Here is a 21573-nt window from a genome sequence, read left to right as displayed (position 1 = left end):
AGCTCCCACAAAAGCCCAGCTCCCACATGTGAGCTCCAGCGTGTCCAAACTATAAAAACAACACAGGTCTCTTGCGATGCACAATCAGATTGCCAGCTTTCGTGCGGCACTCGACGCCCGTCCGGTGTCGCGCTATCAGTGGTTGATACTCCTGTTGCTGGCTCTGTTGCTGGTCACCGACGGCTACGACGCCCAGGTCCTAGGCTACGTGGTCCCGGCGCTGGCCAAGGACTGGGGCCTGGAAAAAGCTGCGTTCGGCCCGGTGTTCAGCGCCAACCTGCTGGGGCTGACCCTCGGCTCCCTCGCCGTCACGCCGCTGGCGGATCGTTTTGGTGTGCGGCGCATCCTGCTGTGTTGCGTGCTGATCTACGCCAGCCTCACGGTGCTGATGGTGTTCGCCAATTCCCTGAATACCTTGATGGCCGCCCGTTTCATCTGCGGCATCGGCATGGGCGGCGCGATGCCCAGCGCCATGGCCTTGATGTCGGAATATTCACCGCCCCGCTTGCGCACGTTGATGGTGACGCTGGCGGCGTGTGGTTTCTCTTTCGGTGGCGCGGCGGGCGGTTTCGTGGCCGCCGGGTTTATCGACAGCTTTGGCTGGCAGGCGGTGTTCCTCGCCGGCGGCGTGACGCCGTTGCTGCTGTTCCCGTTTCTCGCCTGGATGTTGCCCGAATCCCTGCCGCGCCTGCTGCGTGATGCACCGCCGTATGCGCGCCTGCAAAAAGTCACCGCGCGGATGTTGCCCGGCTGGCAACCGCCGGCGGCGAGCGAGGCAGAAAACCGCCAGGAGCAAGGCAGCAAACTGACGGTGGTGGAGCTGTTTCGCCATGGTTATGCGCGCCCGACCTTGCTGCTATGGGCAACGTTTTTTGTCAGCCTGATCCTGCTGTATTTCATGATCAGCTGGCTGCCTTCGCTGTTGCTGGAAAGCGGCCTGGGCCTGAACGAAGCCAACCTGGTGACCTCGATGTTCCTGTTCGCCGGGACCTTGGGCGCCATCGGCATGGCCTGGTTTGCCGACCGGCTCAAAAGCAAAGTGCGCCTGCTGTCCGGCGTGCTCGCTGCAGCTGCGGTGTGCACCATTCTGCTGGGCCTGAACCACGACAATCCGCGTTACCTGGTGGCCTGCGTGTTTGCGGCGGGCTTCTGCATCATCGGCGGCCAACTGACCCTCAACGCATTTGCCAGTAACTTCTACCCGGCTCATGTGCGAGCGACCGGTACTGGCTGGGCGTTGGGAGTAGGGCGGTTCGGCTCGATCCTGGGGCCGCTGTTCGGCAGCCTGCTGCTGGCGATGCACATTCCAGTGCAGCAGATTTTCTTCTTCTGCGCGATTCCGGCGGTGATTGCGGCGTTGTTGATTATCCAGGTGCGCTCGCCAAAGAGCCCGGTGTCACAAGGCGCTGATGCGTTAGCGGCGCCTGGCGCTGATCACGCGTAACCCCCACCCGGTGGACACGCTGCCATCACTCTGCCGAAGGTGGGTGATGGCGGCCAGGAAGCGTTCTTTCAGGCGGGCCTTGGCGGGCGGTGTCAGCCGGTCGATATCGTAGGTTTCCTTTAATGACGTCCATAGTTCCTCTGGCTGAGGCTGCCAATGGACGTCGATATCTTCGACGCTGAGGTCGCTGAAGTGGTCCTCCAGCAAGGTGTGCCAGCCGGCTTCATTGCGGGTGCGCGGGTCGCCCATCTGCAGGTTGGGCAGGCGGTCTTCCTCGGCGATTGGACGAAAGGCTTCCAGAAACGCCACGCCGACTGGGCCCAGTAGAAAGCTTCTGCCAATCAGGACTGCCAATGTGCCGCTGCTGCGCAGGACTCGCTGCACCTCTTGCAGCACCTGGTCGAGGTCATCCATCAGCATGATCGCCATGTGCGACAGCAGCACGTCGACACTGGCTGTAGCCACACTCAATGATTGGGCGCGTTCCTTGAGCAGGGTGATCTCAACTGGAAGACGCTCGCGGGCGGCGTCGAGTTCGGCCTGGCTCATGTCGACACCGATCAGTTGCAAGCCGGGTTGCTGGCGGTCGGCCAGCAGCTTGAGCAGATAACCATCGCCGCAGGCCAGGTCCAGGACGGTGAGTGGGCTGTGTGTTGCCGGCACGTGCGCCGTCAACGCGGCATAGGAAGAGCTGTATTTCACCGCCGCGAGTTCAGCGAACGCCGCGCTGGTGGTGCCGGGCTGGCGCTGGTGGAAATCTTCGAGGTAACGTTCGGCGGGGGAGCGCAGGGGCATGACAACCTCATCCATGGGGCGGTACAGCTTACGCCAAGCGGGTCAATGCACCACAGAGTTAGGCGGCAAATGCCCCAGCCGCTCGGTCAGGCGCAGGCGCTGGATCGGGTCTTCACTGAGCATCAATGCATGCTCAAGATCAAAACGCTCGGCGTTCGGGCAATCCAGGCGCTGATACAAACTGGCCCGGGCCAGGTAATCGGCGGCGCTGGCATTGCCCAGCTCCAGCACGCGCTCGGCATCCACCAGGGCGGCCAGGTGGTCGTCGTTGGACAGGTGCAACTGGCGCAGATTGCGCGACAGCCGTTGCAGGATCGAGCGTGGTTCGGCGGTGTGCAGGTGGTCGGCCTGCAATTTGAGATTGGGCCCGTACTGGCGAGTCAGCAGGTCGCGGCAATCGTTGGGGTACAGCCGGCGGCCGCCACAGGGGTCGAGCAGGTGATCGGCGCCCGGAACCCGCAACAGGAAGTGTCCCGGAAAGTTGACGCCCACCAGGGGAATGTCCAGGCGCCGGGCCAGTTCCAGTGCAATCAGCCCCAACGCCAGCGGCTGCCCGCGTTTGCGCTTCAATACCTTGTCCAGCAGGGCGGCGGCGGGGCGCAGCGGGGTGTGATCATCCTGGGCGAAACCCAGGTCGTTCATGCGCCGCAGCAATGGTTGCCCCAATTCATCCGGCGGCAGCATCGGCATGCTGAGGCTGACCAACTGCTGCAACACCTTGAAGTCCTGCAGGATGGCCAAGGGGTCCACTGCCGGGTCGTGCTCGGCCGCCATCCACAGCGCGGCTTCAAACAGCGCGGGCGGTGACCGTTCCAGGCAGGCAAAAAAGGCTTTGCGGGGCGTCATTGGGTTCTCCGGCGGATGTCTCGTTTTAGCCTTGCTGTGAACTTTCGTCCAGTGCCTTAAGACGGGTCCTACTTGTTTATGTCGCAAACCCTTTAAAACCGGTGGCCTTATTCCTGCGCGCTTCAGCAGTCTTCCGCTGGCAGTCCTATACTTGGCGCCTACAAGAAGTGATTCGGGAGCTCGACGATGTTTGCGCTCATGCACAGCACCCGCCTTGAATCGCTGCACCTGAGCGTCGACCCGGTCACCGGGTTGAAGGCGGTTATTGCCATCCACAACAGCCGCCTGGGCCCCGCCCTCGGAGGTTGCCGATACCTCTCTTACCCCGACGAAGAAAGTGCCGTGGCGGATGCCGCGCGCCTGGCCCAGGGCATGAGCTACAAGGCCGCCCTGGCCGGTTTGCCGGTGGGCGGTGGTTGCGCGGTGATCATCCGCCCCGCCCATGTGGAAAGCCGCGCCGCATTGTTCGAGGCCTTCGGCCGCTGCATCGAGCAGCTCGATGGCCGCTACATTACCGCCATCGACAGCGGCACCTCGGTGGCCGATATGGATTGCATCGCCCAGCAGACCCGCTATGTCACCAGCACCACGGCGGCCGGTGATCCATCGCCCCACGCGGCCATGGGCGTATTCGCCGGCATCCGCACCACCGCCATGGCCCGCCTGGGCAGCGATAACCTGGAAGGTTTGCGCGTGGCGATCCAGGGCCTGGGCAACGTCGGTTATGCCCTGGCCGAGCAACTGCACGCCGCCGGGGCTGAGTTGCTGGTGAGCGACATCGACCACGGCAAGGTGCAACTGGCCATGGAACAGCTGGGCGCGCACCCAATTGCCAACGAAGCCTTGCTCAGCACCCCGTGCGACATCCTCGCGCCCTGCGGCGTTGGCGCGGTGTTCAACCGCTACACGGTCGCGCAGTTGCGGTGCGCGGCGGTGGCCGGCTCTGCCAGTGCGCAACTGACCAACCTGCAAGTGGCCGATCAACTGGAAGGGCGTGGGATTCTTTACGCGCCGGACTACGTGATCAACTCCGGCGGCCTGATTTACGTCGCCCTCAAGCATGGCGGCGCAGAGCTGGAAACCATCACCGCACACTTGTCGAACATCGGCACACGCCTGACGGAAATCTTCGCCCATGCCCAGGCTGAAAAACGCTCACCCGCGCGGGTGGCGGATGAGCTGGCGGAGCGGTTGTTGTACCGCTGAAGATAATCGCCGCTTAACCGTCAGCGTGTAACTGTCATGCGCCTGCGTGGGAGATGGTTACATCCGCGCGGCCGCGCACTTTACTATTGTGGTTGAACGCTTGGTTTCTCAAATCCCGAGACAGAGGTTTGCATGTCCAAACAAACAGCAGGGCGCTCCAGCGGGCGCATGATCACCTTCAAACGCCCGGATGGCGCGGAAGTCAACGGCTACCTGGCCAGCCCGGCGGTACTCGAAGGCGCGCCGGCGATTGTGGTGATTCAGGAGTGGTGGGGCGTCAACGACCAGATCAAGGGCGTGGCCAACCGCTTGGCGGAATGCGGCTACCGGGTGTTGGTGCCGGACCTTTATCGCGGTGCGTCGACGGTGGAAGAGGAAGAAGCTCATCACCTGATGGATGGTCTGGATTTTGGCGATGCGGTTTCCCAGGACATCAAAGGTGCCGTGCAGTACTTGCAGGCGGACTCGAAAAAAGTCGGCGTGACCGGTTACTGCATGGGCGGGGCGCTGACGTTGTTGGCGCTGAATGCGATTCCGGAATTGGCTGCGGGCGTGGTGTGGTACGGCTTCCCGCCGCTGGAATATCTGGATGCTTCGAAGATCAAGGCGCCGCTGATTGGGCACTGGGGCACGCAGGATGCCTTCTTCAATATCGACACCGTGGCTGAACTGGAGTCAAAACTGCACGCGGCGGGCGTGGACGCGACCTTCCATCGCTACCTGGCGCGCCATGCGTTTGCCAACGAGACGGCGATTGGTGATGGTCGGATTGCAGACACGCAATACGATGCCGCCTGGTCGCAACTGGCGTGGGACCGGACGTTGACGTTCTTTGGCAAGACGTTGTGGCAGGCGTAAAACATGTGAAAGGCATCAACGCATAACCTGTGGCGAGGGAGCTTGCTCCCGCTGGGCTGCGCAGCAGACCCAAAAGCTTGGGAGCGCTGCGCACTCCAGCGGGAGCAAGCTCCCTCGCCACAGCAAGCTCCCTCTGCCACAACAAGCCCTTTCACCACTACAGGCAACGCATCACTCAGCGTCCGCCTGCCCAATCTCCGCCAGCGCACTCGCATTGTTCTTGAACGCCGCCGCAAACGCCGTGCGGTTCTTGGCCATGAAAATACCGGCATCTTCTGCCTGCTTCTCGCTCAAACCTTCGACGTTTTTCAGCAGCACTTCCATCAGGGACTCTGCCAGTTCAAGCATCTGGTCGTGTGCGTCGGCAAGTTTGCGATCCACGAATGTAGTCTCCAGGTCACGGGTACTGCGATACAGGGTTTCAACAGCCATTTTTCGGCCTCGTCATCGGTGCAGTATTGAAGGGGGTAGCCCTTGGTTCGGGTGTCGCCATGCGTTCGTGCGAATACTGTATTTATATACAGCTAAAAGCATAAGCCAATCCATGGGCTTTGGGTAGTGGCTTTTTAATGTAGCTGGCAAATGCTGGTTTGCCCTATCGGAAACTTCTCACAGGTTGATGGGGTTGCAGGGGCGTCGTTCAGTGGCTTACCTTTTCCGGGCTTCGCTTATGCGGTGCACGAGTTTGGCGGCTCGAAATGAAGGAGCAAACCTCTTGTTAATCCAAGGAATTGCACCATGGTAAAAATGACTGCCTGTTTTTCTGAATCGCCTCTAAAGCCGTCTACCGCGCTTTTCGCTGTAACCCCAAATACTGACACCGAAACGTTACTCGCCAACGCCAGCGAAACCTTGAACAGTGCCCGTGAAATGGCCTGTAGCCTGGCTTTTGAGCTTGAGGGCCCGCAGCGAAGTTTGCTTCTGGCGATCCATCAACTGCTCGAAATGAGTGGTTTATTGGTCGATCAAGCGTTGGATCAAGTCGCCCCGACCTGATGTCGGACTGCTAAGTCGTTCCTGCGCTGGCGGGAACGACCGCATAAGGAGCCACAATGAGTATTCATGACGTTCCGGAATTGCCTGAAAGCGAAAGTTCTGCTGTTTCTTATGACCGTTGGTTCCGCGCCAACGTGCAGGCCGCCCTTGAAGACGCGAGACCAGGTATCCCCCATGATCAGGTCATGTCGCAGATAAAGGCGCTGATAGATGCTAAGCGTTTAGCTCATAAAACCGATTGAAGTGCCTCATATCACCCCGCCACCATCTCACTTCCTGTTCCCTGGCCTTTTTTCTGCATGCAGAGAAACCGTCACGTCCAACCCGCATTATCCGGTCGAGCCGACCTAAGGAAGCATCATCGTGAAAATCAACTGGGCTGAAAACCTGCGCAAGACCGTGCACCAACTGGCCGAGTCCTTGGGAAATCTGTTCGTCGAGACCTTCCACTACCTGGCGCTGTTCGCCATTGGTGCGGTGACTGCCTATGCGGCGGTGATGGAGTTTCTGGGGATGCTGGAAACGGGGCACATCAAGATCGATGACATCTTGCTGCTGTTCATCTACCTGGAATTGGGGGCGATGGTCGGGATTTACTTCAAGACCAACCACATGCCCGTGCGCTTCCTGATCTACGTGGCGATCACCGCGCTCACCCGCCTGCTGATCTCCAACGTCTCCCACCACAACCCGCCCGACCTCGGCATCATCTACCTGTGCGGCGGGATTCTGCTGTTGGCGTTCGCGATTCTGGTGGTGCGGTATGCCTCGTCGGCATTTCCGTCGGTAAAGGTCGAAGGCCCGCGCCGCAAGGGCGAAGCGAGCCTTGAAACAGAGAAGGGCGAGCTTTAAAGCCCGGCACTCAGCGGCGGCCGGATAACCGGTCGCCGCTTATCCCCATCAGTCCCCTTGCCAATATCTCAATGGTAATGTGCTCCTGCTCAATTGCGGTCATTAACTGCACGCCTTATCCCAACTTTTCAACAGGCATAGATTGTTCCGTTGTTCGGCACAACTCATGCACTTCATAACCATGCGGTCATTATTAGGCAGGATCAAAATAATACAGTTATTCAGCTATCACCAAAAAAGGTAGAGACTAACTTTTTTGATAAAAGCTATCCATGAAGCCTACTTGATCTGTCCAGGATTTTGTATTTCATTGAAGAGGTCTAGGACGTCGTTTGAAGGCAATTTTTTGAAGAGTTAATAGAGGCGTAGTGTTAGTTGGGTAGGGGTATTAATAATGGTTGTGTGGTTGTTGCTGAATAATAGGTTTTAACTATCTGGATGTTTGGTTGTTTGTAAGTTTAAGGGGGCGCACATTTCGGCTCTTGCCCTGTATTTTTTATGAGTTGGATTTTGTTCTTTATGGTCTTTACGTTTTAACTGGTTGATAGTTCTTATGGTCTTGCGTAGCTAATTTTTTTGGGTTGGTCTTTTCAAGACTGGACAAGGTGGTGGCCAATTGATATCTTTGGCTTTTTGGAGTTCCACTGCTCGCTGGTGGCTCTGCGATAAACGATATATGCGAATTTAAAAGGGAAGGGAAGATATGGAATATTATATAAAAAGAGTCATTATTAACGGGCTTTTTGAAAAGGATAATAATTATAAAATTGATTTGTCTGAGGGTTGTAATTGTATTTTCGGGGATAATGGTGCAGGTAAAACAACGATAATTAACCTTATTGTTAATTGCCTTAATGTTGAGCTGGAGTCGCTTGCTAAAATAGCTTTTGAGTCAATAACTATATTTTTAGCGAAGGCGGGACAGGTCCGGGCAGCAAAATTTTTGGTCCTGCATCGTGTTGCCTCTGAGTCCCACAGGTCTGGGTATGAAATAACTTATCAAATTGAAGAGTCGGAACCGCACACATTTGTTATCAGATCTCGTGAATATTCTGACCGTATACAGGAGAAGTATGGAGAAATACCGGAGCTTCTGAAGCAGTCAATTTTGAGTAAGATAAACTTAACTCATGTGCCATTGTTGCGGATGCATGACTCGGAAATATTTGGTATGAGGGATGAGCGTGATGAGTATCTCCATAGTGCATTGCGTCATAAGAATATTACTCAATCTCAAATATTGGAAATAATGGATCCTAGTGTGAGAGTTTTGAACTCTTTGCAAAAGCAGTTTATTAGTGAGGCGAACGAGACGCGAAAAACCATCACTAATAAATTGGAAGTTTTGAAGTCTAAGATAATTGAAAAGGTTATGATTGACGAGAGCTTGGTTAAGCTGAGCTCTAAGGCTCTTAATAAAGCTACAAAAGCGATTGATTCAGATTTGGAAGATGTCAATGTTCCTGGCTATGTAAAAAAACTGAGAGATGCAAAGATAAATGTTCCAGAAGAAAAAATTTATGAACATTTTAAAACTTGGAAGAAATTAAATGACGATGTGAAGGCGGCATATAAAGAGATGGACCTTGAGCGAAGCAGGGCCGACAGCAAAAAAATAAATGCAGCGACAGTTAAGTTTAATACCTCTTATTTTAATCTGATTGCCATGACAAACTTCAATGATCGTTTTTTATCGATTGTTGAAGATGTTGAGTCAATGCAGGGTGAAAAGCTGGAGCTAACTAAGTCTTTCAGTGATTATGAGAATGAGATCAACAGCTATTTTAATTCTAGAAAGAGCTTTTCTCTAAATGAGGATGGTCAGTTCAGAGTTCGATCGAATAATAAAGAAATTAGGCTGTCAGACTTGTCGTCTGGTGAGAAGCATATCCTCACTATTCTTGGACGAGCGGCGTTAAGTCGAAAAGATGGTGCAATATTTGTAGCGGATGAGCCAGAACTCTCCCTTCATTTAGATTGGCAGAGAAAAATATTACCTTCGATCATAAAGCTGTCGCCTAAGTCCCAAGTTATCGTAGCGACGCATTCGCCTTCAATTCACGCTGCTGGTGCTACTGAGATTGACTTAGAGGAGTGCCGTTAATGACCTCGACTAGGGAGTACTCAGCAGAGGAAAATTTTAGGAGGATTAAGAGGCAGAAAAAATTAAGCTTCGTAGTCGTAGAGGGAAGCGATGACGTTCCTATCTATGAGTCTTGTTTGTCCGCAATGTTGGACAAGGGAGAAGACTTCGATGTTATATTTTCTGGTGGGAAAACGGCAATAAAGGAATTTTTAGTTAGTAATCAAAATACGAATGCTATTTTCTTGGTAGATAAAGATTTTAATGATGTCGGGCTCGTTGATAATCGCTTGATTTCGTTAAGTAGGTACTCAATAGAGAATTATTTTATTTGTGAGGAGGTGATTAGTTACTCTCTGCAATTTGCTCTTAATTGTAAATTTAAAGATGCGAGAGATGCTTTTAGTTTGGATGAGTATGTAGAGTCTATTACTGCATCTGTTCAAACTCTTATAAAGGTGTTGTTTTATTATCAGCGCTGTATTTGCCCCTCTTTGGTGGGGCAGCAAAAAGTTGCATGGAGTGAAGCTTTTCTATGTGAAAATAACTCGTGGCGATTGTGTGATGCGAAAATTCAAGAGTTAATTGATCAGCTTATTCCAGATCCTGATGTGTTAGCTTTGGTTGAAGCGTACTATATTGATAATTTTGATTTTTCGGAAAATACAATTGAAGATTTTCCCGGTAAAATGCTTAGGCATTCTTTGCAGCGGTATATTAGGCACAAAGTTTTGGAGTTAAGGCCTAAGGCTAAAGGCAAGTATAATGATGTGGAAACGACAAGAACTTTGCTCTCTTCAGTGATGCATCGTTCATCTAAAATGATAGACCTGCTTGAGCCTGTTGCCAGATTTATAAACTCTAGGGCTTCTGCGAACTAGTCTTATTAGTACGGTTCGTGAATTTTGAAGTCGGCCCCCACGAACTAGACGGGGGCTTGGCAGAGAAGGGCGAGCTCTAGAACCCGGCGTTCAGCGGCGGCCGGCTGACCGGCGGCCGCTGCAACACTTTGTGGCTGTCCCCATCCGTCATCACCGCCAATATCTCAATTGCGCTGTGCCCCTGCTCAATCGCAATCCCGAACTGCACACTCTGCACCAGCCGTTTCAGCCGCTGCGGGTCGTTGCGTTGTTCGGCGCTGATCATGCGTTTGGCCACTACGCCGTCTTCGTCGGACAGGGTCAGCATGATGCTGCCGTCCAGCCGCTGGATGCTTAAATTGACCCGGTATTTCGGGGCGAAGGTGTCGGTGATGATCTGAAAAGGGTTGTCCATGGTGCGTTACCGCCTGATAAGAACATGCAGTCATTGACGACCGGTGTCGGGATTAGTTCGCGTTTCCTGACCACCGGCCATTCTCTCGCTGAGGTTTTCACAAGGTCCGTTTTCCTCAAGTGCTGTACAGCAAGGGGCGTGCCGTACAAGGGTTCAGCAATGCCTGGAATTAACTGTGGGAGCTGGCTTGCCTGCGATTGCGGAGGATCAGCCGGCATTTATACCCACTGATCCACCGCCATCGCGGGCAAGCCCGGCTCCCACAGGGTGCGGCATTCACTCAAGTCGTGGCGGGTGTGTCCCGTTTCAGGGCATCACGGAAAAAACGATCGCAGACAGCGCAATCAAGCCGATCAACACCACAAACACGTTGGACGCCTGGCCCGAGTACTGGCGCAAAGATGGCACTCGGCGGATGGCGTACATCGGCATCAGGAACAACAGGCAGGCGATGATCGGCCCGCCCATGGTTTCGATCATGCCCAGGATGCTCGGGTTGAAGGTGGCCACCGCCCAGCAGGTGAGGACCATGAACAGCGCGGTGCAGCGCTCCAGCCATTTGGCCGACATCGAACGGTTACGCCCACGCAGGGATTTGACGATCAGGCCTTGGAAGCCTTCGCTGGCGCCGATGTAGTGGCCCAGGAAGGATTTGGTGATGGCCACCAGCGCGATCAACGGTGCGGCGTAGGCGATGACCGGGGTCTGGAAGTGGTTGGCCAGGTACGACAGGATCGAGATGTTCTGGGCCTTGGCCGCTGCCAGGTCAGCCGGCGACAGGGCCAGCACGCAGCTGAAGCAGAAGAACATCACCGTCAGCACCATCATGCTGTGGGCCATGGCCAGGATGCCGCTGCTTTTACGCTCGGCCTGGGGGCCGTACACGCGTTTCTGGTCGACGGCGAAGGCGGAGATGATCGGCGAGTGGTTGAAGGAAAACACCATCACCGGGATCGCCAGCCACAAGGTCTTGAAGAACACCGGCAGAGGCATGCCTTCGCTGGCGGAGGCGAAGAACGCGCCGTTCCAGTTGGGGATCAAACTCACCGCCAACAGCAGCAGGGCGGCGACGAACGGGTACACCAGCACGCTCATGGCCTTGACGATCACGCCCTGGCCGCAACGCACGATGGCCATCAGGCCGAGGATCAGCACCAGCGACAAAATTGCCCGGGGCGGCGGCGCCATGTGCAGTTGGTGCTCCATGAAGCTGGTCAGGGTGTTGGTCAGCGCCACGCTGTACACCAGCAAAATCGGGAAGATCGCGAAGAAGTACAGCAAGGTGATCAGCTTGCCGGCGCCGATGCCAAAATGTTCTTCCACCACGTCGGTGATGTCGCCGGATTTGCCCGACAACACAAAGCGCGTCAGCCCACGGTGGGCGAAGAAGGTCATCGGGAAGGCCAGCAGTGCCAGCACGATCAATGGCCAGAAGCCGCCGACGCCGGCGTTGATCGGCAGGAACAGGGTGCCGGCACCGATGGCAGTGCCGTAGAGGCCGAGCATCCAGGTGGTGTCGTGTTTGTTCCAGCCTTGTGTAACGGTGGTCGGCGTCAGGTCTACAGCGGGATTTTCGGCAGCAGGTGTACGTACATCGGTCATCGTTATTGCCTCGTTATTATTTTTGCGCGGGCTCACGTTGGGGCGGCAGGAGTGCTCCGATCAGCACTCCACCCAGCTGACCGCCAGGCCGCCCCGTGAAGTTTCTTTGTATTTGTCGTGCATGTCGGCGCCGGTGTCGCGCATGGTGCGGATCACCCGGTCCAGGGAGATGAAGTGTTTGCCGTCGCCGCGCAGGGCCATTTGCGTGGCGTTGATCGCCTTGACCGCAGCGATGGCGTTGCGCTCGATGCACGGCACCTGGACCAGCCCGCCTACCGGGTCGCAGGTCAGGCCGAGGTTGTGTTCCAGGCCGATTTCGGCGGCGTTTTCCAGTTGTTCCGGGGACGCGCCGAGTATGTCGGCAAGGCCGGCAGCGGCCATGGCACAGGCGGAACCGACTTCGCCCTGGCAGCCGACTTCGGCGCCGGAGATCGAGGCGTTTTTCTTGCAGAGGATGCCGACGGCGGCGGCGGCCAGGAAGAAATTCACCACGTCATCGTCGGACGCGTCCGGGTTGAACTTCATGTAGTAGTGCAACACCGCCGGGATGATCCCCGCCGCGCCATTGGTGGGCGCGGTGACCATGCGCCCGCCGGCCGCGTTTTCTTCGTTGACGGCGAGGGCGAACAGGTTGACCCATTCCATGGCCGACAAGGTTGATGTGATGACGTTGGGTTTGCCGATTTCCAGCAGACTGCGGTGCAGTTTCGCTGCGCGCCGTGGCACATCCAGGCCGCCGGGCAGGATGCCTTCGTGGCGCAGGCCTTGTTCGACGCATTCACGCATCACCGACCAGATATGCAGCAGGCCGCTGCGGATCTCGGCATCGCTGCGCCAGGCCCGCTCGTTGGCCATCATCAGTTCGGAAACACGTAGGCCATGTTTGTTGCACAAGGCCAGCAGTTCGACGGCGCTGGAGAAGTCGTAGGGCAATTGCACTTCGCTGGTAGGCGCGATGCCGGATTCAGCTTCCGCCGCCTCGATGATGAAACCGCCGCCCACCGAGTAGTAGGTCTGCTCGCTCAGCAGGCCGTTTTCGCCGTAGGCGTGCAGGGACATGGCGTTGGGGTGGTAGGGCAGGCTTTCGTCCAGCAGCAGGAGGTCGTGTTGCCAGTTGAAGGCAATCGAGTTGCGGCCGGCGAGCAGCAATTGGCCGGATTCGCGCAACTGCTGGATACGTAGGCCGATGCTGGTCGGGTCGATGCTGTCTGGCCATTCGCCCATCAGGCCCATCACGCAGGCGCGATCGGTGGCATGGCCGACGCCGGTGGCGGACAACGAACCGTACAAGCGCACTTCGACGCGACGGGTTTCGTCGAGTAATTGTTGGTCAGTCAGCGCCTGGACGAAGGTCGCCGCCGCCCGCATCGGGCCGACGGTATGGGAGCTGGAAGGGCCAATGCCTACCTTGAATAGATCGAAAACACTGATAGCCATGCTAAACCCTTACAAGCAATGGAGTAGGAATCGCTGCCATCTTTTGTAGGACAAGCGGAATTGGCGCGATACTGAGCCTCTGGATCGGCACTGACCAACGAATTATCCTAAGACACCCTTTAGCAGGACTAAACCCTATGGCTCGCCCGCTTCATGGCCAGACTTACGTCTGGTTGCACGTTTTTTCCTGCGCCGCGCGGCATTTGTCGTTCACCCGCTGCGCCGAAGAACTGCACATCACCCCGGGCGCGGTCAGCCAGCAAATTCGCCAATTGGAGGAGCGTTTGGGCTTCCGGCTGTTTCATCGGCGCGCACGCGGGGTTGAGCTGAGCGCAGAGGGCCAGCGGCTGGCGATCACCGTGGGCGAGGCCTATGGCAGCATCGATGCGGAGTTGCAGCGCCTGGATGCCGGGATGATCAGCGGTACGTTGCGCCTGCGCTCGATTCCGTCGTTTCTCGGCAAATGGCTGACCCCGCGCCTGCCGCGTTTGCAGCAGCGTTTCCCGGACATTCAACTGCGCATGGTCGCCGAAGACAGCAGCATCGCCCTGCACGAGGGCGACTTCGACCTGGCCATCGACCTGAACGACGGCAGCTACCCCGGCTTGTTATCCACAGCCCTGTTGGACGAGCAGATTTTCCCGGTGTGCGCCCCAAGCCTGCTGCGCGGGCGACCGCCGCTGCATGGCCCGGCCGACCTGGTGCATTTCCCGCTGTTGCACGACATTACCGCCTGGCGTGGGAGTTATGAGTACGCAGAGTGGGAGTTCTACCTGAATGCCATCGGCTACGACGCTGCCGACGTGCGGCGCGGGCATACCTTCAACCGTAACCACCTGACCATCGAAGCGGCCATTGCCGGCATGGGTGTGGCGATTGCCCGGCGCACCTTGCTCAATGATGAATTGGAGCGGGGCACCTTGATCGTGCCGTTCGGCCTGGCAGTGCCCAATCACAAACGTTACGTGCTGCTGTATGCGCCGGGCGCGCTGAGCCATCCGGGCGTGCGGGCGGTGCATGACTGGCTGGTGGAGGAAGCCGGGATTTTTCGCGGATTGCACCCGTTGGGAGAGGGGCAATTGTAAGGAAGTTGGCGGTAAGAAGATGTAACCAACTCCCCACCCTAACAGCGTTTTTGGTTGTAGTCAGGGTTAATTTGTAATGTGGGATTTATCTTTGCAAAGGGCTTGAAATGTTCCTCTGTCTGCTCAATTGTGTAATCAGGAGGTCATGGTTTTCACCCATCCGGTGAAGCAGGAATGGCCTTCCGCGAGCTAGCTGAAATAAGGGAAAACTATGCAAATCCAAGTCAATAGCGATAACCATATTGAAAGCAGCATCCGACTGGAGGAGTGGGTACGTACCACCATTGAGAGCACGCTCGAACGTTACGAAGAAGATCTGACCCGCGTCGAGGTTTACCTGCGGGACGAGAACGGTGACAAGCCCGGTCCACATGATCTGAGTTGCCGACTGGAAGCACGGCCAAAAGGCCATCAACCGATTTCGGTCCTCCATAAAGCCGATACGCTGGAACAGGCGATCGATGGTGCGGCCACCAAGCTGGAGCATGCCCTGGAGCATCTGTACGGCAAACTGCGCGGCAAACCACGCGCCGCGGGTCAGAGCTTGCCCAATACCAAGGCCGACGAGGCCGAGCTTGAAGAGGAATTTTTGGAAAACGAACAGGCTGCGCTTAACGGCTGATAGCTGATACTTTTTCAACCCCACTGAAAACGGGCCTGCAGATGCAGGCCCGTTTTTTTATGCGCAAAAGGTCAGCGCGGGCTGCGCCGGAAAAAGCTGCGGCTCAAGACCGCCAGTGCGCACGCGCCCAAGCCTGCGTACACCATGGCCCAACCGGCGCCGTTGCGCAGCGCGGCCTGGGCAATCAGTTGGCCATGTGGCAACACCTCCAGTTTGCCCGCAGCGATGTCCTGACTCAGGGCGGCCACCGGTGCCGTGTCGGGCAATACGCCAGCCAGGTAGTGAGCGATCCCGAGTATCAACACCAATCCCATCAACGCGATATTGAGCGCCAGGGTGATCAGCCGTGCGCTGAAGTCGATGCCCGAGGCCATGCCCGCGCGGTCCGGCGACACTGAGCCGGTGGTGGTGTTGGTGGTGGGCGAGTTGGTCAATGCCAAGCCGCTGCCGGCCATCCCACAGGCGATCAGGATCAATACCACGCTGGGCTGGCCGCTGTGGTTGATCGCAGCCATGGCCACAAACCCCACGCCCATCAGGCCCAGGCCCAACGGGATGATGCGTTCGGCGCCGTAACGCAGGGCCAGGCGTTCGGCCAGCGGCGGCACTATCAACGTGGGCAGTGTGTAGGCGAGCAGAGCCAGCCCGGTGAGCATCGTGTCGTAACCCAGGCCGGCCTGGAAATACAGCGGCAGGTAGATCATGAAGGGCCAGAAGCTGAAGTTCATGCCGATCGAGCCCATCAGCGCGCCGTTGAAGCGCGGGATGCGAAACACCGAGAAGTCGAACATCGGGTGCGGGCTGCGCCGCTCAATCACCACGAACAACAGCAAGCCGGCCATCGACAGTCCGGCCCAACCAAGCATGGCCGGTGTGGCAAAGCCGCTCGCGGTGCCTTGGGTGATGAAGTAGACCAGGGCAAACACCGCCAGGGTCAGGGTGGCCATGCCGGCGATGTCGAGGCGATGGGCCGCCGGGTCGCGGGACTCCTGCACGCTGATGCGCAGCAAGGCCAGGGTGACCAAGGTGAGCGGCACATGCACCAGGAACACCCAGCGCCAATCCGCGACGGCCAGGATCAACGCACCCACCATCGGCCCGAAACCCAGGCCCACACCGGCGATCACGCCCCACACCGCAAAGGCCCGCGCCCGCGCCGCCGGTTCGCGGAACTGGTGCGACAGGATCGCGAACTGGCAGATCATCATCGCCCCGGCACCCACGCCCTGGACAAAACGCGCCGCAATCAGCGTGGAGGCATCATTGGCCAGCCCACAGGCCAGCGACGCCAGCCCGAATACCCACAGGCACAGCACCAGCACGCGCCGCCGACCAAAGCGATCGGCCAGAGTGCCCGCCGCCATCAGCACGCTGGTGCAGGCCAGGGTGTAGGCGTTCATGATCCATTGGGCGTCCTGGAAGCCGGTGCCCAGTTGCTGTTCAAGGGTGGGCAGGATGACCGGCACGCTGGAAATCTCCAGCCCGAACATCAGCGCCACCAGGCACACGGCGGTGAGCGCCAGGCCGTCCCTGGCAGTGCGTGACGGGGTTATGGCGGTTACAACGGCGTCGGGCGGCATGGCCTCTTCCTTTCGATGGGGGAAGGTGTCATTTTTGCGGGAATAGAATTCTTTATTGGCGATACTTCTTCCTGTGATAAGGGAATAAAGGGCTACAAACGACCATGGCTACCCCGCGCTTTGATGGTGTTGAACTGTTTTTGCAGATCGTCGAGAGCGGCAATCTGACCGAGGCCGCCGAACGGCTGAATCTCACGCGCTCAGCGGTGGGCAAGGGCCTGGCGCGGCTGGAGGCGCGACTGGGTACGTCCCTGTTGCAACGTTCCACCCGGCGCCAGCGTTTAACCGAAGACGGGCAGGCCTATTACGAGCATTGCCTGCGTGCGCTGGCGGAGTTGGAAGCCGCCGAATCCGTGCTGGAAAGCGGCCGCCAGCAGCCACGGGGACGGTTGCGGGCGAGCTTGCCATTGGCGTTCGGCCACCACTATGCGGCGCCGGCGTTGTGGGCGCTGATGGACCGTTTTCCGCAGTTGGAGATCGAGATTTCCTTCTCCGACCGTCTGATCGACCTGGCCCAGGAAGGCTTCGATCTGGCGGTACGCATCGGCGCGTTGCCCGACACCGACCGCTTGAGCGCACGTCGCCTCGGCGAACAGGCGATTGCCCTGGCGGCGTCACCCGCGTACCTGCAGCGCACACCCCGAATCGAATCCATCGAGGACCTCGCCGTGCATCGGGGCATTGCCTACCGCAGCAATGCCTCGCACCGTGAGCGGGTGGCCTCGCCGTTGATACTCGATGACCTGCAGGCCGTGGCCGATGCCGCCATCGCCGGGGTCGGCCTGGCCTGGCTGCCCAGTTGGCTGATCGCCCATTACGTATTGCGCGGGCAACTGCAGGCAGTACTGCCGGGCCACCGCGAGCAACCGATGCCGATCCATGTCATCTGGCCCACGGCGACGCACATGCCGGCCAAGACCCGCTGTGCCATCGATGCGTTGGTGGCCGGCACACCGTCGTGCCTGGCGGGCAGTTGATCAGAACGCGATGGACGTCTGCACATACAGCGTGCGCGGCTCACCGACGTATTTGCCCTTGTTGTTGTCGTCAAACGAGCGGGTGTAGTACTGCTTGTTGAAGATGTTTTTCACACCCACCGCCACGTTCAAATCCGACAGCTGCGGGCCAAAGTCGTACGCCGCGCGGCTGCTGAACAACATGTAGCCAGGGATGCGTCCGGTGCTGCCGTCGGCACTTTGCGCTTCAGTGTTGGCGTTGTCGGCGAACTGGCTGCTTTGGTAGCTGCTGTCCACATTCAACTTCCAGCGTCCTTCGGTGTAACCCACGCCGAGGGTGCCTTTGTGCTTGGAAGAGAAGGGCACGCGGTTGCCTTTGTTCGGGCCGTCTTCGCGGATGGTGGCGTCGACGTAGGCGTAGGTCGCGTACACATCAAAACCGGCGAGCGCGGGGCTCAAGCCGTCGAGGGCATAGTTGATGCTGGACTCGATGCCCTGGTGACGGGTTTCGCCCCGGGCGATCACGGTGTCGTTGGTCTGGTTGCTGTCGTACTGGTTGTCGAAGTTGATCAGGAACGCGCCGATCTCGGCCCGCAAGGTGCCATTGTCATAGCGCGTGCCGAGTTCCCAGGTACGGGCCTTTTCCGGCTTCACTTCGCCGCTGGTCACGCGGTTGGGCATCTGGCTGTACTGCACGCTGCCGAACGAACCTTCGGTATTGGCGTAGAGGTTCCAGTCTTCGGTCAGGTGGTAGAGCACGTTCAACGCCGGCAGGGCGGTGTTGTAGTCACCCTTGTATTTGACGTTGCTCAGGTTGTTGGTCTGCTGGGATTCGATCATCTCGTAGCGGATGCCCGGGGTGATGGTCCACTTGCCGATATCAATCCGGTCGTCGACGAAAAACGCATTGGCTTCGGTGCTGCCACGGGTGTCGCGGTCGTTGCGGCTGTCGGTGGTGGGCAATTGCTGGTTGGCGGCAATCGGCGTGCGGTAGCGCAGTTCGTGGCCGGCTTCGTTGATGTAGCGGTAGCCCACGCCCACTTCGTGGCTGGTGGGGCCGAGGTCGAAGCCTTGGGCAAAGCGGGTTTCGAGGCCGCGCACCCAATACTCGCGGGGCGACAGGGAAAGGAAGTTGCCTTGGTCCAGGTAACCACTGCGCAGGGTGGTGGTGAAGAAGCTGTTGACCGTGAATTCCCGGCGATCTTCCTGGTAGCGATAGCCCGCGTTGAACATCGTGCGGCGGCCCCAGAACTGGTCGTAGGGGCGGGTGGACTGATACGGGTCGGCCTTGTAGGCCGCGGTGCTCAAGCCTCCGGGCATATCGGCCTTGCCTTCGTAGTACTGCGCCATGGCGTTGAAGCTGTTGGCATCGTCCAACTGGTATTTGCCCTTGAGGATCAGGTCGTCGATGCGGGTGTCGCTGTTTTCGCGCCAGTCGCCGCCACGGGTGCCGGAATACAGGATCGCACCGCCCAGGCCGTTGTCTGCCGTGCCGCCGGCCAGCAGGTTGCCGGTGGTCTTGAAGCCATCGTGGCTGGAGGACGGGCTGGTTTCGGTCTGCAAGCCACCTTTTACCGTCGGCGCATCAGGAATCGCGCGGGTCACGAAGTTGACGATGCCGCCAACGTTCTGCGGGCCATAACGCACGGCGCCGCCGCCGCGCACCACGTCCACCGCGTCCATGTTGCCCATGCTGATGGGCGCGAACGACAACTGCGGCTGGCCATACGGGGCGAACGGCACCGGGATGCCGTCCATCAACACCGTGGAGCGCGAGGCCAGGCGGGGATTGAGCCCACGAATGCCGAAGTTCAGCGCCATGTCGTGGCTGCCGGTGCCGTTGTTTTCCGGAGCGTTGACCCCGGGAATGCGGTTGAGCACGTCGCGGGCCTGTGTCGCGCCCTGGCGTTCGAATTCTTCGCGGCGGATCACGTCCCGGGCGCCGGGGTGTTCGAAGACGTTGGTTTGCGCCGCATCCCCCAGCCAGTCGCCCACGACGTTGGAGGTGCCCAGCTCAAGGGTGGCCGGAGCATTGGCCGGTTGCAGGCTGAAGGCATTGTCGCCCTCGGCGCGGGCTTGCAGGCCGGTGCCTTTGAGCAAGGTGTTCAAGCCTTCCTCGGTGGTGTAGTTGCCCGACAGGCCATGGCTTTGCTGGCCTGCGGTCACGTCCGAGCCAAACGAAATCAGCACGCCGGCTTCACGGCCAAATTGATTCAACGCGGCTTCCAGTGACGTGGGGGCGATGCGGTAGGGCTTTGCATCAGCTGCCATCACGTAAGGCACGGCGCTGAAACTGAGGCTGGCCCCCAGCAACAAGTGGCGCAGGGTGCGGGCGAGTGGCGTCAGGCGGGTCGGTTGCTGGGGCATGAAGTGCGGTCCTGAGAAGGAAGGATCAAGGGGGGCTTTCCTTCTCTGTCACGCGAGGGGTGGAAAACGGCTCACGGGTTCTGAAAATAATTCAGGCACGGGCTTCGACGGTCACCCAGTAGCGGGTAAACCGCCGGACTTTGACCGGCAGGCTGACTTGCAGCAGGTCCAGGATTCGTTCGCTGTCGTCCAGCGGATAGCTGCCGGAGATCAGCAGGTTGGCGACTTGCGGGTCGCAGTTGAGCTGGCCACGGCGATAACGGCTCAGTTCGGCGAGGAAATCTTCCAGGCGCATGTGGGCCGCCACCAGCATGCCGTCGGCCCAGGCACCGCTGCCGGCATCCGTTGGGCGGGCGGTGTCCCAGCCTTTGCGGGTGAAATTGACCTGATGGGCTTTGTCGACGGTGAGTGGCAAGCCGCTATAGGTGTTGGGCATCACGTCGACGTGCCCGTCGAACACCGCCAACTGCGTGTGATCGTTGAACTGCCGCACGTTCAGCCGCGCCGCCTGGGCGCTGAGCAGGCCCTGGGTGGTGATGACCCGCAGCGGGGTGTTGCCGGGTTTGGCGGTCAGCAGGATTTCGCCTTCGAGCAGGCGGATCAAGCGTTGCTGGCCATCAAAGTGCACATCCACGGCGCTGCCGGTGTTGAGCTGCAACTGGCTGCCATCCGCCAGCTGGAACTTGCGCCGCTGACCGATGGGGCTGCGGTAGTCGGCGCTCAACGGCGGCAGGATATGTTGCTGGCGCAGGCCCCAGGCCGCTGCCGAGCCGGCGCCGAGGATCAGCAACAGCTTCAGGGCCTGGCGGCGGCTGCTGGATTTCGGTGCATTCAACGCGGCGTGGGCAAGCGGCGAGGGCATCCCGCGCAACCGCTGGTTCACCCGCTGGATTTGCTCCCACGCCCGCTGATGTTCGCTGTGGGCGTCCAGCCACTGTTGCCAGGCCGCCTGTTTGCGCGGGTTGAGCGGGCCCTGCTGCATTTCCATCAGCCAGTGCACTGCTTGTTCGGCGACGTGGGTAGAGAAGTTCATAAGGCGAAGTAGCAGCGCATGGCCGCTTTATTCAGGTGACGCTTGACCGTGGCGATGGAGATCCCCAGTTCCGCGCCGATTTGCGCGTAGGTCAGGCCGTCCAGCTGGGATAGCAGGAACGCGCGTTTAACCATGGGTGCCAAGCCATCCAGCAGTTGGTCCAGCTCCATCAGGGTTTGCAGGATGATTGCCCGTTCTTCTTCCGACGGCACCACGTGCTCGGGCATTTGCGCCAGGGCGTCGAGGTAGGCGCGCTCCAGGTCCTGGCGGCGGTAATGGTTGAACAGCACGCGCTTGGCGATGGTGGTGAGGAAGGCGCGGGGTTCGATCAGCGTCGGGGTTTCCCGTGCGGTAAGCACGCGGATGAACGTGTCCTGAGCCAGGTCGGCGGCGCTTTCCGGGCAGCCGAGCTTGCGTCGCAACCAGCCGGTGAGCCAGTGGTGATGGTCGTGGTACAGGACTTCGACGGTGTTGGACGGCTGCAACGCGAACACTCCGGCAGCATGCGTATGCTTTAGAGAACAAGAATTGTTCGC

Annotated in this window: 21 protein-coding genes; 11 read left to right on the top strand and 10 right to left on the bottom strand. The window is 58.6% G+C overall.

Annotation, left to right across the window (positions count from 1 at the left end; all coding sequences use genetic code 11):
* Nucleotides 1-76 precede the first annotated feature (76 nt).
* Complete coding sequence (locus M2400_RS11285) at nt 77-1444, top strand: aromatic acid/H+ symport family MFS transporter (protein WP_259196196.1); 1368 nt, start codon at nt 77-79, stop codon at nt 1442-1444.
* Here the strand turns inward: M2400_RS11285 and M2400_RS11280 are convergent.
* Nucleotides 1415-2239: a class I SAM-dependent methyltransferase gene (locus M2400_RS11280; protein ID WP_259196197.1), complete on the bottom strand. Its 825-nt coding sequence runs from the start codon at nt 2237-2239 to the stop codon at nt 1415-1417. The genes M2400_RS11285 and M2400_RS11280 overlap by 30 nt on opposite strands.
* Nucleotides 2240-2281: 42 nt before the next feature.
* Nucleotides 2282-3085, bottom strand: a complete 804-nt coding sequence (locus M2400_RS11275; protein ID WP_177047246.1) for a SirB1 family protein — start codon at nt 3083-3085, stop codon at nt 2282-2284.
* A gap of 186 nt (nt 3086-3271) precedes the next feature.
* On the opposite strand from M2400_RS11275, the gene M2400_RS11270 reads away from it, so the two are divergent.
* Together M2400_RS11270 and M2400_RS11265 are read left to right on the top strand one after the other, a co-directional pair.
* Nucleotides 3272-4291: a Glu/Leu/Phe/Val dehydrogenase gene (locus M2400_RS11270; RefSeq protein ID WP_177047244.1), complete on the top strand. Its 1020-nt coding sequence runs from the start codon at nt 3272-3274 to the stop codon at nt 4289-4291.
* Nucleotides 4292-4423: 132 nt separating this feature from the next.
* The gene (locus tag M2400_RS11265) at nt 4424-5149 is read left to right on the top strand and encodes a dienelactone hydrolase family protein (RefSeq protein WP_177075354.1); all 726 of its coding nucleotides are present in this window, start codon (nt 4424-4426) and stop codon (nt 5147-5149) included.
* A gap of 171 nt (nt 5150-5320) precedes the next feature.
* Here M2400_RS11265 and M2400_RS11260 read toward each other — a convergent pair whose 3' ends face one another.
* Nucleotides 5321-5581 carry a YebG family protein gene (locus M2400_RS11260; RefSeq protein WP_177121275.1) on the bottom strand — a complete coding sequence of 87 codons (261 nt, stop codon included), beginning with the start codon at nt 5579-5581 and terminating at the stop codon, nt 5321-5323.
* A gap of 306 nt (nt 5582-5887) precedes the next feature.
* Between M2400_RS11260 and M2400_RS11255 the strand changes: the two genes are divergently transcribed.
* From M2400_RS11255 to M2400_RS11235, 5 genes are all read left to right on the top strand, one after another.
* Nucleotides 5888-6145: a DUF6124 family protein gene (locus M2400_RS11255; RefSeq protein ID WP_259196199.1), complete on the top strand. Its 258-nt coding sequence runs from the start codon at nt 5888-5890 to the stop codon at nt 6143-6145.
* Between the two features lie 56 nt (nt 6146-6201).
* Nucleotides 6202-6387, top strand: coding sequence for an antitoxin (locus M2400_RS11250; RefSeq protein WP_259196200.1), 186 nt, complete (start codon nt 6202-6204; stop codon nt 6385-6387).
* 121 nt (nt 6388-6508) lie between these two features.
* Nucleotides 6509-6997, top strand: coding sequence for a phosphate-starvation-inducible protein PsiE (locus M2400_RS11245; protein ID WP_177047234.1), 489 nt, complete (start codon nt 6509-6511; stop codon nt 6995-6997).
* Nucleotides 6998-7700: 703 nt separating this feature from the next.
* Nucleotides 7701-9101, top strand: coding sequence for an ATP-binding protein (locus tag M2400_RS11240; RefSeq protein WP_259196202.1), 1401 nt, complete (start codon nt 7701-7703; stop codon nt 9099-9101).
* A complete protein-coding gene (locus M2400_RS11235) occupies nt 9101-9961 on the top strand; it encodes a DUF4435 domain-containing protein (protein ID WP_259196203.1) in 861 nt (286 codons plus the stop codon). The genes M2400_RS11240 and M2400_RS11235 overlap by 1 nt, the downstream gene beginning before the upstream one ends.
* A 76-nt stretch (nt 9962-10037) precedes the next feature.
* On the opposite strand, the gene M2400_RS11230 is transcribed toward M2400_RS11235, so the two are convergent.
* The 3 genes from M2400_RS11230 to M2400_RS11220 all read right to left on the bottom strand — a co-directional run bounded on the left by M2400_RS11230 (nt 10038) and on the right by M2400_RS11220 (nt 13394).
* The gene (locus M2400_RS11230) at nt 10038-10355 is read right to left on the bottom strand and encodes a DUF3509 domain-containing protein (RefSeq protein ID WP_259196204.1); all 318 of its coding nucleotides are present in this window, start codon (nt 10353-10355) and stop codon (nt 10038-10040) included.
* 306 nt (nt 10356-10661) lie between these two features.
* Complete coding sequence (locus M2400_RS11225; RefSeq protein ID WP_177075358.1) at nt 10662-11957, bottom strand: serine/threonine transporter; 1296 nt, start codon at nt 11955-11957, stop codon at nt 10662-10664.
* 60 nt (nt 11958-12017) lie between these two features.
* The gene (locus M2400_RS11220; RefSeq protein WP_259196206.1) at nt 12018-13394 is read right to left on the bottom strand and encodes an L-serine ammonia-lyase; all 1377 of its coding nucleotides are present in this window, start codon (nt 13392-13394) and stop codon (nt 12018-12020) included.
* Nucleotides 13395-13531: 137 nt separating this feature from the next.
* Here M2400_RS11220 and M2400_RS11215 point away from each other — a divergent pair, with 137 nt between their 5' ends.
* Nucleotides 13532-14479, top strand: a complete 948-nt coding sequence (locus tag M2400_RS11215) for a LysR substrate-binding domain-containing protein (RefSeq protein ID WP_010176953.1) — start codon at nt 13532-13534, stop codon at nt 14477-14479.
* A 211-nt stretch (nt 14480-14690) separates the two neighbouring features.
* Nucleotides 14691-15101, top strand: coding sequence for an HPF/RaiA family ribosome-associated protein (locus M2400_RS11210; RefSeq protein ID WP_010176952.1), 411 nt, complete (start codon nt 14691-14693; stop codon nt 15099-15101).
* Nucleotides 15102-15172: 71 nt separating this feature from the next.
* Here the strand turns inward: M2400_RS11210 and M2400_RS11205 are convergent, their stop codons facing one another.
* Nucleotides 15173-16681, bottom strand: coding sequence for an MFS transporter (locus M2400_RS11205; RefSeq protein WP_259196209.1), 1509 nt, complete (start codon nt 16679-16681; stop codon nt 15173-15175).
* Nucleotides 16682-16785: 104 nt separating this feature from the next.
* Here M2400_RS11205 and M2400_RS11200 point away from each other — a divergent pair, with 104 nt between their 5' ends.
* Complete coding sequence (locus M2400_RS11200; RefSeq protein WP_177047225.1) at nt 16786-17658, top strand: LysR family transcriptional regulator; 873 nt, start codon at nt 16786-16788, stop codon at nt 17656-17658.
* Here the strand turns inward: M2400_RS11200 and fecA are convergent, their stop codons facing one another.
* The 3 genes from fecA to M2400_RS11185 all read right to left on the bottom strand — a co-directional run bounded on the left by fecA (nt 17659) and on the right by M2400_RS11185 (nt 21522).
* Complete coding sequence (fecA, locus tag M2400_RS11195; protein WP_259196210.1) at nt 17659-20004, bottom strand: TonB-dependent Fe(3+) dicitrate receptor FecA; 2346 nt, start codon at nt 20002-20004, stop codon at nt 17659-17661.
* 91 nt (nt 20005-20095) lie between these two features.
* A complete protein-coding gene (locus M2400_RS11190; protein WP_177129205.1) occupies nt 20096-21037 on the bottom strand; it encodes a FecR domain-containing protein in 942 nt (313 codons plus the stop codon).
* On the bottom strand, nt 21034-21522 hold the full coding sequence (locus tag M2400_RS11185) for a sigma-70 family RNA polymerase sigma factor (protein ID WP_177114861.1): 489 nt from the start codon (nt 21520-21522) through the stop codon (nt 21034-21036). The genes M2400_RS11190 and M2400_RS11185 overlap by 4 nt, the downstream gene beginning before the upstream one ends.
* Nucleotides 21523-21573 lie beyond the last annotated feature (51 nt).

This window comes from Pseudomonas sp. BIGb0558, assembly GCF_024807515.1.
GTDB lineage: Bacteria > Pseudomonadota > Gammaproteobacteria > Pseudomonadales > Pseudomonadaceae > Aquipseudomonas > Aquipseudomonas yamanorum_A.
Note: the sequence above shows the minus strand (reverse complement) of the source record. Positions and strands in the feature narration are given on the sequence as shown.